The sequence below is a fragment of the Paeniglutamicibacter selenitireducens genome (assembly GCF_051550675.1).
Classification (GTDB): Bacteria; Actinomycetota; Actinomycetes; order Actinomycetales; family Micrococcaceae; genus Paeniglutamicibacter.
In genome coordinates this window covers 71710-85082 of record NZ_JBPULF010000008.1, presented here as the reverse complement: position 1 = coordinate 85082, position 13373 = coordinate 71710, and the positions used below count along the sequence as shown (strand labels likewise).

The 13373-nt window shown below is 67.1% G+C and carries 12 protein-coding genes; 5 read left to right on the top strand and 7 right to left on the bottom strand.

Going from position 1 to position 13373, the window contains the following annotated elements; all coding sequences use genetic code 11:
* The first annotated feature begins 89 nt into the window (after window positions 1-89).
* Entirely contained in the window at window positions 90-1622 is a 1533-nt protein-coding gene (locus ACSYDW_RS14100) for a hypothetical protein (protein WP_438339362.1), read from the top strand.
* A 234-nt stretch (window positions 1623-1856) separates the two neighbouring features.
* Window positions 1857-2840, top strand: a complete 984-nt coding sequence (locus tag ACSYDW_RS14095) for an aldo/keto reductase (RefSeq protein ID WP_438339361.1) — start codon at window positions 1857-1859, stop codon at window positions 2838-2840.
* Window positions 2841-2953: 113 nt separating this feature from the next.
* On the opposite strand, the gene ACSYDW_RS14090 is transcribed toward ACSYDW_RS14095, so the two are convergent.
* The 3 genes from ACSYDW_RS14090 to ACSYDW_RS14080 form a co-directional block, all read right to left on the bottom strand.
* Window positions 2954-3778, bottom strand: coding sequence for a PspA/IM30 family protein (locus ACSYDW_RS14090; RefSeq protein ID WP_438339360.1), 825 nt, complete (start codon window positions 3776-3778; stop codon window positions 2954-2956).
* Between the two features lie 146 nt (window positions 3779-3924).
* Complete coding sequence (locus tag ACSYDW_RS14085) at window positions 3925-5988, bottom strand: acyl-CoA dehydrogenase family protein (RefSeq protein ID WP_438339481.1); 2064 nt, start codon at window positions 5986-5988, stop codon at window positions 3925-3927.
* Between the two features lie 148 nt (window positions 5989-6136).
* The gene (locus tag ACSYDW_RS14080; protein ID WP_438339359.1) at window positions 6137-6850 is read right to left on the bottom strand and encodes a TetR/AcrR family transcriptional regulator; all 714 of its coding nucleotides are present in this window, start codon (window positions 6848-6850) and stop codon (window positions 6137-6139) included.
* Between the two features lie 69 nt (window positions 6851-6919).
* Here ACSYDW_RS14080 and ACSYDW_RS14075 point away from each other — a divergent pair, with 69 nt between their 5' ends.
* The 3 genes from ACSYDW_RS14075 to ACSYDW_RS14065 are packed head-to-tail and all read left to right on the top strand — an operon-like array spanning window position 6920 to window position 10445.
* Entirely contained in the window at window positions 6920-8224 is a 1305-nt protein-coding gene (locus ACSYDW_RS14075; RefSeq protein ID WP_438339358.1) for an acetyl-CoA C-acetyltransferase, read from the top strand.
* A gap of 2 nt (window positions 8225-8226) precedes the next feature.
* Entirely contained in the window at window positions 8227-9564 is a 1338-nt protein-coding gene (locus tag ACSYDW_RS14070) for a 3-oxoacyl-ACP reductase (RefSeq protein WP_438339357.1), read from the top strand.
* A gap of 2 nt (window positions 9565-9566) precedes the next feature.
* Entirely contained in the window at window positions 9567-10445 is an 879-nt protein-coding gene (locus ACSYDW_RS14065; protein ID WP_438339356.1) for a MaoC/PaaZ C-terminal domain-containing protein, read from the top strand.
* A 120-nt stretch (window positions 10446-10565) separates the two neighbouring features.
* Here the strand turns inward: ACSYDW_RS14065 and ACSYDW_RS14060 are convergent, their stop codons facing one another.
* The 4 genes from ACSYDW_RS14060 to ACSYDW_RS14045 are packed head-to-tail and all read right to left on the bottom strand — an operon-like array spanning window position 10566 to window position 13145.
* Window positions 10566-10943: a fluoride efflux transporter FluC gene (locus ACSYDW_RS14060; RefSeq protein WP_438339355.1), complete on the bottom strand. Its 378-nt coding sequence runs from the start codon at window positions 10941-10943 to the stop codon at window positions 10566-10568.
* Window positions 10940-11377 (bottom strand): fluoride efflux transporter FluC, encoded by a 438-nt coding sequence (locus tag ACSYDW_RS14055; protein ID WP_438339354.1) that lies wholly within the window; start codon window positions 11375-11377, stop codon window positions 10940-10942. The genes ACSYDW_RS14060 and ACSYDW_RS14055 overlap by 4 nt, the downstream gene beginning before the upstream one ends.
* Window positions 11377-11862, bottom strand: a complete 486-nt coding sequence (locus tag ACSYDW_RS14050) for a universal stress protein (protein WP_438339353.1) — start codon at window positions 11860-11862, stop codon at window positions 11377-11379. Before ACSYDW_RS14050 ends, ACSYDW_RS14055 begins: the two co-directional genes overlap by 1 nt.
* A complete protein-coding gene (locus ACSYDW_RS14045; protein ID WP_438339352.1) occupies window positions 11859-13145 on the bottom strand; it encodes a glycosyltransferase in 1287 nt (428 codons plus the stop codon). Before ACSYDW_RS14045 ends, ACSYDW_RS14050 begins: the two co-directional genes overlap by 4 nt.
* Window positions 13146-13373 lie beyond the last annotated feature (228 nt).

The following is a 13373-nucleotide window of genomic DNA, read 5'->3' as shown; positions in this document are numbered from 1 at the left end:
CTGCAACATTCCCGGAGCGAGCGTGTCGGAAACTATTCCCTTTGCATGGCTGATTAGTATCAAGGGAAATCCGAACAAGGGAACAATTCATGCTCGTGCCAATCAAGATGGCCTCCGCAATCCTGGCCCTGGGCCTGTCGATCGGTGGTCCGTATTCACCGGCCATCGCCACGGAGGTCCCTGCGGCCGTGCAAGCCAACATCGTGGGCAGGCCGGACATTTCGGGTGTGACTTCCGTTTCGGTGCACCTGGCATGGCCAAAGCAGCAGGGCGCGCACAGCTATGAAGTCAGATATTCCATTCGTCCGGACTTCAAGGACGCAAGGATCGAGGCCAAGTACGAAAGTCGGACCATCGGGGGACTCGACAACGGCACGAGGTACTACTTCCAGTACCGGGTTCGCACGCATGCTCCAAAGGCCCCGGCTGGCGTCTACGAACTTTCGGCCTGGTCTGAAACGGCCACCGCCACCACACGTGCGCTCTTTCCGGGCTCCTTCTCCAGCGTCAAGACGCGAGGGGGAGAGGACAGCATCACGATCAACTGGAACAAAACCTCCAACACGACCCACTACTCGGTCGTAGTGGCGGACGATGTCAGCCTGAAAAAGAACCGGCGCGTCTTCACAAACATCAAAGGTACCGGCTTCACGGTACATGACCTGAAGAACGGTTCCCGCTCGGGCATGCCCACATTCGTCCAGGTCCAGGCCCACAACAAGGGGTACCACACGCGTACCGCCCGCCGGATAGCGGCCTACCCGGCGGCTCCCAGGTTGTCCGGAGGTGAACTGGTCACCGTTGCATCCCAGAATCTCATGTGCGCCACTTGCATCGTCCCCGGGGCCAAGCGCGCGCATTGGAACACCAGGGTGAAGATCCACATGGACACCATCAAGGCCGAGAACCCGGACGTGATCCTGATCCAGGAGGGCCTGAACCAGCGCATCCCCGGCAGCAGGACCAAGGCCCAGAGCATGGGCGAGCTGTCGAAGCGCTTGAAATCCCAGGGATATGTGCTGGAACGCAAACCCGAGAAACCTGGATCCGCGCAATACTCCAACCGCGTGGCCTACAAGAAGGCAAAGTTCAAGTCCCTCAAGCACGGGGTCTTCAAGATCCCTCATGCCAAGGGTGAAGACCGGCGGGGAGCGGCATGGGTCCTGCTCCAGTCGAAGAAAACGGGCAAGCAGTTCTATGCGGTCTCCGTACACATCTCCCCGAAACTGCCACAGACCGGGAAGACTTCCATGGCCTCGAGCGCTGAGCTCATCAACGCCACACTCGGAAAGATCAACAAGAAGAATCTGCCGATCGTGACCGGAGGCGATTTCAACTCGAGCTACTACGACGGACCAAACAGCCCCCACACAACGCTGTTGAAGACCGGCTGGACGGACACTGCCTCGAGCGCCAAACGCACCAACTACATGCGCGCCACAACAAGCCAAGGCACTGGTTCGACCATGGGGTCTACCTACGGGCGCATCGACTACATCATGACCAAGAACATTTCGGGCACCGTCTCCTACAAGAACGTCGTCACCATCAAGAAGGGCAAGATCGTTTCCCGCCACGGTTCGGATCACCACATGGTCGTTGCCAAGATCAGGATCAAATAGCCAGTGGTTGGGCAACAGGGCCCAGGATGAATCCCCGGGACCCAGCGTCCCGGGTCCCGGGACGCAGCGTTGCGCCGGGGGCTGGACGGGTTTCCACGCCGGGGACTTGACACGATGTGCGGCGGGCGGCGCATGCTGGGTGTTGACGTGTTCCGCAGGGCAACGTCCACGGTGCTCGATTGAAGGCGCCCTGCACCGGCATGGTTGATGTTCCGACTCTAAGGTGGGCAAAACATGAAACAAGTCGCATTGGGCAGCCAGGGACTGGCAGTTTCCGTTCAAGGGCTCGGGGCCATGGGCATGAGCGCATTCTACGGAGCGCGGGACGACGAGGAATCCGCGGCCACGCTGCACCGGGCCGTGGACTTGGGCGTAACGCTCATCGACACAGCGGAAATCTACGGCCCATTCCTCAACGAGCGGCTCATCGGCCGGGTGCTGGGGGCCCGTCGCGGGGAGATCGCCATCGCTTCGAAGTTTGCGCGGGAGATTTACGATGACGGCACCTTCGGCCCTGTCAATGGCAGCCCCGAATACGCACGCAAGGCGCTCGAGCGGTCGCTGGTGAACCTCGGGACGGACGTCATCGACCTGTACTACCTGCACCGAGTCGATCCAAGGATCCCGATCGAGGAGACCGTGGGTGCCCTGGCCGGGTTCGTGCAAGAGGGGAAGATCCGGTACATCGGATTGTCGGAAGCGGCACCCGAAACCATCAGGCGTGCCCACGCCGTGCATCCGGTAACCGCCGTGCAGACCGAATACTCGCTCTTCGAGCGTTCCCCTGAGGAAAACGGCGTGCTCGAGACGGTGCGGGAGCTGGGTATTGGTTTCGTTGCCTACTCGCCGCTTTCGCGCGGTTTCCTCTCCGGCGCCATCACGAAGATCTCGGACTTCGCCGAGGATGACTTCCGGCGGCATTCCCCGCGATTCAGCCACGCGAATTTCGGGGAAAACCTCAAGCTGGTGGATCTGGTGCGGAGGATGGCGGAAGGCAAAGGCGCAACCCCATCGCAGTTGGCGCTGGCCTGGGTCCAGGCCCAGGGTGTGGTTTCCATTCCCGGCACGAAGCGCCGGAGCTACCTGGAAGAGAACGTGGCGGCGGCGGATTTTGAATTGGATGCCGCCGAGATCGCGGAGCTGTCCTCGATCATCCCGGGCGGCGCGGTGCAAGGTGCCCGCTATGACGAGGCGGGCATGAGGTCGACCTACCTCTGAGGGTACGGCGGGCCCCAAAAAGCGGATCCCCGTCTCCGGGTCGAGACCTGGAGACGGGGATCCGTGGTGCCTGAGCCGCGCGCGGCTCGATGGGCCCTGCCGTGGTCGGCTGGTTAGACGCCCTGGGCGTTGTTCTTCTTCATGGCCGCCAGACGCGCCTCGATTTCCGAAACCGCGGGTGCCGCTGCCTCGACCGCGGGGGTGGCCGGTGCTTCGTCAAGGATGTTACTGCCGGCCTTCATGGCGGCGAGACGTGCCTCGATTTCGGTGCTTTCTCCGAGGTCCTCGAGTGCGGCAAACTGCGAGTCGAGGGAGGACGCCGCGATTTCGGCGGCGCCGCGCACCTTTGCCTCGTCGGCGCGGATCTTTGACTCGAAGCGGCCGATTTCGGAGGTCGGGTCGCTCAAGTCCAGTGCCTTGACTGCGTCCATCATCTGGCCCTGGGTCTTGGCGTTGCGGGCGCGGGCCACGAGCTCGTCGCGCTTGGACACGAGTTCCTGCCGCTTGGTCTTCATGGTGGTCAGGCCGGTCTTGAGCTGCTCCACGACCTGGCGCTGCGACGTGATGGCAGGCTCCAGGTTGCGGGCCGTCTTTTCGCTGGCCATTTGGCGCTGGATGGCCACGGTTGCGAGCTGGTTGAACTTCTGGGCGTTGGCCGAGTCGCCGGCAGCCACGAATTCCTCGGCCTTGTTCGATGCCGCAAGGGCCTTGCCGCCCCACTGTTCGGCTTCCTGCAGTGCCTTCTTGTAGTCGTCCTCCTGCATGCGCAGGTTTCCGATCGTCTGGGCCACGGCGGCCTCGGCCTCGGCGATGTTGTTGGTGTAGTCGCGTACCGACTGGTCCAACATCTTTTGTGGGTCCTCGAGCGCGTCCAACGCAGCGTTTGCGTTTGACTTGCCGATCTTAAACATTCGGGAAAATATCGAGTTCTTCGCCATGGGTGCTCCCTTTCAAGTGCCGCAGTCATTAACTCTATGCGACGGGAGGTCGGCGTGATGAATGGAGGGGCCCGTGTTTCCACTTTCGCCGTTTCGCGATCGAGAACAGGAAACACGGGCCCGCGTTGATCATGCGGTGCCTGAGACTACTTCCGGGACCCCTGGTGGGCTGCCTTTTTGGCGGCCTTTTGGCGGGCGATCAGCACCTTTTCATCCACCGGTGCGTCGGCGCTGGCGCGCAGCCGGCGGTAGTACTCCATGGCCTCGTCCTGGCGTTCGGCTTCTCCGCCGCAGGCGATGGCCGCACGCAGGTGCTCCGGACCGTAGCCGAAGGCATCCACGAGGTCCTGGGCGTGCGGACGCAGGCGTTCGAGCAGGATGTTGACGTAGCCCGAGAGGGTGCGCGCACGCTGCATGGACAGCCGGCCGTTCATCAGGTACCAACCCAGGTTTTCCTCGATGAGGGTCAGGGCGAATACGTCGCGCAGCCAAGTGAGGACCGTACGGGTTCCGGTGTCGGTGGTCTCGGCGATGCCCCTCGTGAAGGCCTCCCAGCGCAGCAGTTCGCCGTGTGCACGGGCCGCGGCAATCAGCTCGTCCTGGTGGGAGTTGAACGCTGCGGCGCCCTTGGCGCGGTCCTTGGCCGGGACCCCGCGCAGCGAGTCGGCGATTTCGCCGACCATGCTGTTGACGCGGTCGGTGAGCAGCGCGCGCTGGTTTGCCTCGTCCTTGAAAAAGTTCGCACTCTTGCGCTCGGACCCGGTGTCGGCGACGGCCTGGGCGACCGAGCGCAGCCCCGAGCGGTTCAGCGCGACGTTTTCGGCGTGCTTGACGACGTAGCGTGCCAGCACGCCGGCGTTGAGCTCTCGGAATTCCTGGCCGTAGTCGGTCAGCAGGCGCTTGCCGACAAGCTGCAGCAGCACGTTGTTGTCGCCCTCGAACGTGACGTAGATGTCGAGGTCGGCGCGCAGCTGGGTGAAGCGGTTCTCCGCGATGAAACCGGAGCCGCCACAGGCCTCGCGGCATTCTTGCAGGGTGTCCAGGGCATCCCAGGTGCTCAGGGACTTCAGTGCCGCGGCGAAGGTCTCAAGGTCCTGGCGGTCCTCGTCCGTGTCGGTGGCGCCGGAGAAGACCCCGTCGAACTTGGCCAGCAGTTCCTCATGGGCGAAGGATGCGGCGTAGGTGCGGGCCAGGCGCGGGATCAGCCGGCGCTGGTGGCGCTGGTAGTCCATGAGCGTTTCCTCGACGGTGTCCGAGGAGGCGTTGAACTGGCGGCGCTGGTTGGCGTAGGTGACGGCGACCTGCAGGGCGACCTTTGAGGCTGCGGTTGCCGCCCCGTCCAGCGAGACGCGCCCCTGGACCAGGGTGCCGAGCATGGTGAAAAAGCGGCGGCCGGGGGAGTGGATCGGCGAGGAGTAGGTTCCGTCCTCCGTGACGTTGCCATAGCGGTTGAGCAGGTTGGTGCGCGGGATCCGCACGTTGGTGAAGTGCAGGCGACCGTTGTCGATGCCGTTCAGCCCGCCCTTGAGCCCGTCGTCCTGGCCGCCGACGCCGGGCAGGAAGCCGTTCTCATCGCGGATGTCGACGTAGAAGGCATGCACGCCGTGGTTGACGCCGCCGGTGATGAGCTGGGCGAAGACCACGGCGGCCTTGCCGTGCAGGCCGGCGTTGCCGAGGAATTCCTTCCAGGCGGCCTTGAACGGGGTGTTGATGACGAATTCCTGCGTGTCCGCGTCATAGGTGGCGGTCGTTCCGATGGAAGCGACGTCGGATCCGTGCCCTATCTCCGTCATGGCGAAGGCGCCGGGGATCTCCAGGCTCATGATGCCCGGCAGCCACTTGTCGTGGTGTTCCTGGGTGCCCAGGTGCAGCACTGCGCAGCCGAAGAGCCCCCACTGGACGCCGGCCTTGATCTGCAGCGAGGGGTCGGCGACGACGAGTTCCTCGAAGCTGGCGATGGATCCGCCGTGGTTGTCCTGCCCGCCGAGACGCTCCGGGAAAGCGCGGTGCACGGCACCGGCATCCACAAGCACCTTGAGCTGCCCGAAGACTCGTTCACGGTGCGCATCCATGCCGAGTCCCGGGGTTCCGCGCACGGCCTCGGTGCCCGCCAGGGCGCGGGACTGCTTGCGGATGTCGGACCAGCGGCCGAGCAGCTGTTCGCCGAGTGCCGCCACATCGATGGTGGCGTCGGCGGTGTCGAGGGTCATTTGTTCCTGGGTCACTGGCTTACTTGCCTTTCGGTTGTGCTGCCCTCGCCATGCGGGGGACCTGTCGGTGGATCCTTCGTGGGTGTTGCGTGGGGGTCTTGCGGTCTTTCGTTGGCGTTCCGCCGTGGCGGCAGGGTTGCGGGATTCCCTATCGGCTTTCCGCGGCCGCCTGGTGGGCGACCCCGTGGGTCAGCCACCCGGTGAGGCTCCGTGCCAGTTCCTCGATGCCCGGCCGCTGGCCGTCATCCGGGGCCCGGAGCCACAGTTCGCCGGCGGCGCGCACCATGCCGATCGAGGCACGCGGCCAGAGCTCAAGCGCCGGGCTGGCCGATTCGCCCGGGGCGATGCCCATGTAGGAGTGCATCCGCTCGCGCATCATCGAGGTGAGTTCCTCGAAGAAGTCGTTCAGGGCCCCGTCGCGGACCTTTCCGCCGACGCCGGCCGGGTCGGTAAGCACGTCGGTGGACGGGCCGGCCGTGACAAAGAAGTAGATGTTCGGCGAGTTTGCCGCCATCTGGAGGTAGGCGAGCATCATTGCGTGCAGCGCGTCGCCGGTGTTGCTGGAGTTGCGTCCGGCGGCGATCACCCCGGCACGGAACTTCTTGATGACGTATTCCCCAACGGCGTGTCGCAGCCCGTCCTTGTCGCCGAAGTACCTGTAGAACACCGACTTGCTGGTGTTTGCCTGCGCGGCGATGTCATCCATGGAGGCGTTGGGCCCGAGCTGGTGGATGGCGCGGCGGGCCAGCTTGATGAGCTCCAGCCGGCGGGCGGCGCGGTGCGCATCCCATCGTGCGGAGCGGCCATCGCCACTGGTTTCGAGCTGTTGCGACGCTGGCGCGCCGGCGGGTTGGTTGTTCACGATACCCAGCGTATCAGGTACGCTGGGTATCAGTAATGCATCTCACATTTCTCCTCAAGGAGTTTTTACATGTCTGCACAGCCCGACACCCCACAGGTCCGCCCGGCCGTCGTCATCGGCGGCAACCGCATTCCCTTTGCCCGTTCAAACGGTGCCTACGCCAAGGCCAGCAACCAGGACATGTTCACCGCGGCCATCGACGGACTGGTGGCGCGCTTCGGCCTGCAGGGCCAGCGGATCGGCGCCGTTGCCGGCGGCGCGGTGCTCAAGCACTCCAAGGACTTCAACCTGGTGCGTGAATCCGTGCTGGGAACATCGCTTTCCCCCGAGACCCCCGCCTACGACGTGCAGATGGCCTGCGCCACGGGCATGGAGGCCATCGGCTCGCTGGCCAACAAGATCAAGCTCGGGCAGATCGAGTCCGCGATCGGTGGCGGAGTCGACACCACGTCCGACGCGCCGATCGCCGTCTCCGAGGGCCTGCGGTCCATGTTGCTGGACCTCTCCCGCGCCCGCACCACCGGCGCCAAGCTCAAGGCCATGAGCAAGTTCCGCCCGGGCTTCCTGGCGCCCAACGCCCCGGGCACCGGCGAGCCGCGCACCGGCCTGTCGATGGGCAACCACCAGGCGTTGACCACCAAGGCCTGGGACATCACCCGCGAGGCCCAGGACGAACTGGCGCTGGCCAGCCACAAGAACCTTGCCGCGGCCTACGACCGCAACTTCTTCGACGACCTGATCACCCCGTTCGCCGGGGTCAGCCGCGACACCAATCTGCGTGCCGACTCGACCATCGAGAAGCTGGCAAGCCTCAAGCCGGCCTTCGGTAAGAACCTGGGCGAGGCGGCGACCATGACCGCTGGAAACTCCACCCCGCTGACCGACGGTGCCTCCGTGGTGCTGCTGGGTTCCGAGGAGTACGCCCTCGCCAACGACCTGCCGATGCTCGCGAACTTCGTGGACTTCGAGGCGGCAGCCGTCGACTTCGTGCACGGGGCCGAGGGCCTGCTCATGGCACCGGCCTACGCGGTGGCGCGCATGCTCAAGCGCAACAACCTGACCCTGCAGGACTTCGACTTCTACGAGATCCACGAGGCGTTCGCCGGGACCGTGCTGGCCACGCTGGCCGCCTGGGAAGACGCGGACTTCTGCAAGAACAAGTTGGGGCTCGACGAGCCGCTGGGCGCCATCGACCGCACCAAGCTCAACGTCAACGGCTCATCGCTGGCCGCCGGCCACCCGTTCGCCGCCACCGGCGGGCGCATCGTGGCCACGCTGGCCAAGATGCTGCACGAAAAGGGCTCGGGCCGCGGCCTGGTCTCCGTGTGCGCCGCCGGCGGACAGGGCGTCGTAGCGATCCTGGAGGCGCGCTGAGCATGGCCGACAAGTACCTTGAACTCGTGAACTCGGGCTTCACCAAGAACCTGGCCAAGACCCTGGGCCTGCCGCGCCCCTCGATCCTTCGCCGGCACACCCCGGGCGCGCCGCTGGTGCCCGGGCCCGTGCTGCTGCTGGGCGACTCTCCCTCCGCGCAGGGCCTGGCCGACACCATGCTTGGCTGGGGGTTGGATGTGCGCCGGCATGCCGTGGGAGAGGGCAGGATCGGGGCGATCGTGCTGATGCTCGACGAGGTCTCCACCCCCGGCCAGCTCGCCGAACCCATGCTTGCCGCAGGCCATGCGCTGCGCCAGCTGGCACCGGGCGGGCGCGTCGTCTCCTTCAGTCGACCGGCCCTGGCCACCGATGCGCCAGCACAGGCAGCCGTCCGCCAGGGAATCGACGGGACGCTGCGCTCCCTGGGCCGCGAACTGCGCGGCGGGGCCACGGCCAACGGCGTGGTGCTCGGCGAGCGCATCGACGCCACGGCACCCTCGGCGCTTGCTGCCCTGCGCTTCCTGCTCTCCGGGCGCAGCGCCTACGTCGACGGCCAGTTCCTGCACGTGGATTCGGAGGGCGGGGAGCTGCCCGCCGACTTCGAGAAGCCGCTGGCCGGCAAGGTCGCCGTGGTGACGGGTGCGGCGCGCGGCATCGGCGCGGCGATTGCCCGGACGCTGCGGCGCGACGGCGCGACGCTGGTGCTCGTTGACGTCCCGGCGGCCGGGGACGCGCTGGCCAAGGTGGCCAACCAGGTCTCCGGGACAGCCCTGCAGCTGGACATCACCCGCGAGGACGCCGGCGCCGTCATCATCGACCACGCAGTGTCCCGGCACGGGAAACTGGACATCGTGATCCACAATGCCGGGATCACGCGCGACAAGCTGCTCGCCAACATGGACGCCGCACGGTGGAACTCCGTGGTGGCCGTAAACCTCGAGTCGCAGCTGCGGATGAACGAGGCGTTCCTTGGCGCGGGTCTGGAGGGGTTGCGGGTCGTCGCCCTGGCCTCCACCTCCGGCATCGCCGGAAACCGCGGGCAGACCAACTACGCGGCCTCCAAGGGCGGGGTGATCGGCATGGTGCGTGCCAGCGCCTCCGGCTTTGCCGCGCTGGGCGGCGGCATCAACGCCGTGGCCCCCGGCTTCATCGAGACGGAGATGACGGCGAAGATCCCGGTGGCCACCCGCACCGTGGCGCGCATGCTCATGCCCTCGCTCATGCAGGGCGGCCTGCCCGTGGATGTCGCCGAGGCCATTGGCTTCCTCGCCTCCGACGCGGCGGCCGGTATCAACGGCTCCACCCTGCGGGTGTGCGGGCAGTCCCTGGTGGGTGCGTGAGCATGCGCGGCACCGTGGAACTCGCGCAGGTCCCGTCGCTGGGATCGCTCTACGCCAAGGCGCTGGGCACCCGGGCCAGGGGCCTGCTTCCCGGCGGAGGCTCCCCGCTGTTGGCCATCCCCGAGGTGGAGCACCATGCGACGGGGATCCGCGCCGACCGCGACAGGCTTGTCGCCTACCAGCGGCTGGTGGGCGACACAGTGCGCGACGAACTGCCCAGCGTGTTTGTGCACGGCCTGGCCTTCCCCGTCGCCATGTCGGTGATGGTGCGCGGCGACTTCCCGCTCCCGCTGCTGGGCATGGTTCACCTGGCCAACCGGGTTGAGCACCTGCGCCCGGTGTCCCCGTCGGCAACCCTGGACGTGCGCGCCTACGCGGCGGACTTGCGCGAACACCGTGCCGGGACGCAGCTGGACCTGGTGGCCGAGGTGAGCGAGGAGGGGGAAACCGTGTGGCGCGGGATCTCCACCTACCTGGCCCGCGGGGTCTGGCCGGGGGAACGGCCACAGGGAGGGAAGAGCGAGCGGGAGGCGTTCGTGCCCCCGGTGCGCACCGGGTCCTGGACGCTGCCGGCCACTACAGGGCGCGACTATGCCGCGGTGCTCGGGGACTACAACCCGATCCACCTGTGGACGCCCGCCGCGAAAGCGCTGGGCATGAAGCGGGCCATCGCCCACGGCATGTACCTTGCTGGCCGGGCGCTTGCAGGTGCCGCACCGCACGGGGCGGGCTACTCGTGGGACATCGAATTCTCCACCCCGGTGTTCCTGCCCTCGACGGTGGATGTCGCATTCGCCGACGAGGAGCGCCGGACCGTTTTCGCCGGCTGGGGCGCACGCAGCGGCAAACCGCACTTCGCCGGATCGGTGCTGCGCAGCTAGCACCACCGTTGGTGCACCACGGGTGTCCGGTTCCCTCGGGGGCGGGCACCCGTGGCGTGTCCGCAGGCAGTTCCGCCACGACGCAACGAGGCCCGGCCTCCGGGGCTTGGCGCCGGCCGGCTAGAACAGGCCGCCGAGCCACAACCCCGCCCCGGCAGCGGCGACGGCGGCGATGGCCATGCCCACGCCGTTGCCGAGCGCCGCGGCATACCGGCGGTCCCGGATGAGTTGGACGGTCTCGTAGCTGGCCGTGCTGAAGGTGGTGTAGCCGCCCAGGAATCCCGTGCCCAAAACCAGCAGGAGCTCGGCCGGGAGGTGGGACTCCAAGGTCAGGCCGGCCAGGAACCCCAGGACCAGTGAGCCCGTGACGTTGATCAGGGTCGTCGGCCAGGGGTAGCCGGCCGGTGCCTTGGACCGGATGTAGCCGTCGGCCGCGAAGCGTGCCGCGGCACCGACGCCGCCGGCCGCCGCCAGCGCTAGGAACAACCAGGGCGTCATGCGCGCTCCTCCCGGGGATTGCGTCCGATGCGCGCACCTGCGACGATGCCCGCCCAGGTGGCGCAGGCCCCCGCCAGCACGGTTCCGGCCACGTAGAGCAGGGCCGCGCCCGGCCGGCCCACGGCGCCCAGCAGCACGGCATCAACGGCCAGGGCGCTGTAGGTCGTGAATCCGCCGCAAAAGCCGGTGCCCAGCAGCAGCTTCAGGCGGGTTGCCCGGCGGCCGGGCAACCCAGGGCGGGTCAGCGCCTCATAGAGGAAGCCCAGCAGGAAGGCGCCGGAGATGTTGACGGCAGCAATGGCGACGGGCACTCCGTGTATCGCCGGCACCAGCAGGGTAACGCCCTCGCGGGCCGCGGCCCCGGCCATGCCGCCGAGGGCCACGACGGCCCACAGGCGCGGGTTCAGGTGGTTGGGGCGTGCGGCGTCGCCCATCAATCCTCCTGCCGGGCCGGGATGACCACCACGGGCCTGGCCTGCCGGTGGGACAGGTGGGTTGCCACGGAGCGGTTGAAGAACTCCTGGAGGCTGCCGCCGGCCGAGTGCCGGTGGGTCCCGACGACGATCATTGCCGCGTCGATCCGTTCGGCGTGGTGCCCCAGCGCTGCGGCAACCTCTCCTGCCAGCGTCACGGTCCGCCAGGTGACTCCCGAGCCACCGAGCGCCTGCCGCAGCTCGGCGTCCAATCCTGCCGCAAAGACGTCCACGACGCCGTTGGCCGGATCGGGGTCGATCGGTGCGGACCGTCCGGTCCCGCCGGATTCCCCGGGGAGCGGCACGCGGGACTGGTCAACGTACGCGCACACCAGTTCGGTGCCAAAACGCAGGGCAAAGTCCGCTGCCTGTTCCACGACACGGCGCGGTTGACCTGGCGCCACGCCGACGATGACCGGACCCTGCGGCCGGGGGGCGCTGTTCATGGCCGAAGCCCTTCTCTCTTTTCGCCCGGCGGTGTTGCCGCGGGGGCGACGTGTGGATCCCCCTGGTGCGTCCGGGACCCGGGGGTTGCGGCTCTGTCGTAGGAGACCAGGGACGCCGCGGCCGTCTGCTCCCAGCCGTGGGCCGCCGCGAAGGTGGCAGCCTGGGCGCCCAGGCTGCGGCGCAGGTTCGGGTCCTCGGCCAGCCGGGCCAGTTCTCGTGCCCAGGAGCCCGGTTCGGTGTCTTCGATCAGGATGCCCGTGACGCCTGCCTGGATAGCGTAGGGAAGGCCGCCCACCCGGTGGGCAAGCACCGGCGTCCCGCAGGCCTGCGCCTCCAGGGCCACCAGCCCGAACGACTCGCTGTAGGAAGGGACAGCCACGACGTCGGCGCAGCGGAACGCGCGGGCCAGGTGCCCGGCCGGCATGGGCAGGGAGAATCGCACCAGGTGCTCCACGGCCTCCGTCTCGACGAGGCGTTGCAGGTTCAGCTCCTTGGCACCGGACCTGGCGCCTATCACGGAGAGCTTCACGTCGAGGTCGGGTCGTTCGCGGGCCAGGATTCCCAGCGCACGAACCAGGATCTGCGGGCCCTTCAACTTCTGGAGGCGACCGGCGAACACCACCCGCAGGGAGTCGGGGGCAGCCGTGCGTTCGGCGCACACCCCGGGGTTGAAAGTTTCGAGGTCCACCCCCGGCGCCACCACGTCGATCCGCTCTGCGGACGCGGAGTACAAGTCGACAAGTTCGGCGACCTCAGCCGGGGTGTTGGCGGTCAGGCGGTCGGCCCGTGCGCAGAGAAGCATCTCGGCCGCAATCCGGGAACCGGGTTCCTCGGTCTTGGCCGAGGCCTTCTTGACCTTGCCCATGGTGTGCATGGTGTGCACCAGCGGGACACCCCAGGCTTCGCGAAGCCGCAGGCCGACGATCCCCGACATCCAGTAGTGCGAGTGGATCACGTCGTAGGCGGGGAATCCCGCGGCGTACTCGAGGATCGCCTCCGCGCATGCATCGAGGTGGTGGCCGAGTTCCTCCTTGGTGAGCTTGTCCGCGGGCCCGCCCTGGACCTCGTGGCACGTGACACCGGGCGCCATGGCCGTCGCCCTCGAGCCGGCGGAACCGCGGGTGAAGATGTCGACGACAGCGCCGTCCTTCGCCAGTGCCAGGGCCAGGTGGCGGATGTAGACATTCATTCCGCCGGCGTCGCCCGAGCCGGGCTGCTCCAACGGGGAGGTGTGCAGCGAGACCATCGCGATGCGCCGGGGATGGGTCGTTGGATCGAACATTGGTGCGGGCCGCCTACTGAATGTCTGGGGGATTCGGGTGATGCACCCGGTCGGGGGAGGTGGCCCGGGAACAGGTGCGACACTGCTAATCCTAATAACACCGGGCGGAGGAAAATGATGCCCGCTCGGGTTCGGCGGGCGGGAGAACCAGAAGGGATGTGTCGCTTCCCACACTTTGCGCCGAATTGCCGGTTCGAATCCCGAAAGTGACGCGAAATTCCTTGTGAA

Coding starts and splice junctions, on each gene's coding strand:
- ACSYDW_RS14100 (WP_438339362.1), top strand. CDS start 90: ATGCTCGTGCCAATCAAGATGGCCTCCGCAATCCTGGCCCTGGGCCTG.
- ACSYDW_RS14095 (WP_438339361.1), top strand. CDS start 1,857: ATGAAACAAGTCGCATTGGGCAGCCAGGGACTGGCAGTTTCCGTTCAA.
- ACSYDW_RS14090 (WP_438339360.1), bottom strand. CDS start 3,778: ATGGCGAAGAACTCGATATTTTCCCGAATGTTTAAGATCGGCAAGTCA.
- ACSYDW_RS14085 (WP_438339481.1), bottom strand. CDS start 5,988: ATGACCCTCGACACCGCCGACGCCACCATCGATGTGGCGGCACTCGGC.
- ACSYDW_RS14075 (WP_438339358.1), top strand. CDS start 6,920: ATGTCTGCACAGCCCGACACCCCACAGGTCCGCCCGGCCGTCGTCATC.
- ACSYDW_RS14070 (WP_438339357.1), top strand. CDS start 8,227: ATGGCCGACAAGTACCTTGAACTCGTGAACTCGGGCTTCACCAAGAAC.
- ACSYDW_RS14065 (WP_438339356.1), top strand. CDS start 9,567: ATGCGCGGCACCGTGGAACTCGCGCAGGTCCCGTCGCTGGGATCGCTC.
- ACSYDW_RS14060 (WP_438339355.1), bottom strand. CDS start 10,943: ATGACGCCCTGGTTGTTCCTAGCGCTGGCGGCGGCCGGCGGCGTCGGT.
- ACSYDW_RS14055 (WP_438339354.1), bottom strand. CDS start 11,377: ATGGGCGACGCCGCACGCCCCAACCACCTGAACCCGCGCCTGTGGGCC.
- ACSYDW_RS14050 (WP_438339353.1), bottom strand. CDS start 11,862: ATGAACAGCGCCCCCCGGCCGCAGGGTCCGGTCATCGTCGGCGTGGCG.
- ACSYDW_RS14045 (WP_438339352.1), bottom strand. CDS start 13,145: ATGTTCGATCCAACGACCCATCCCCGGCGCATCGCGATGGTCTCGCTG.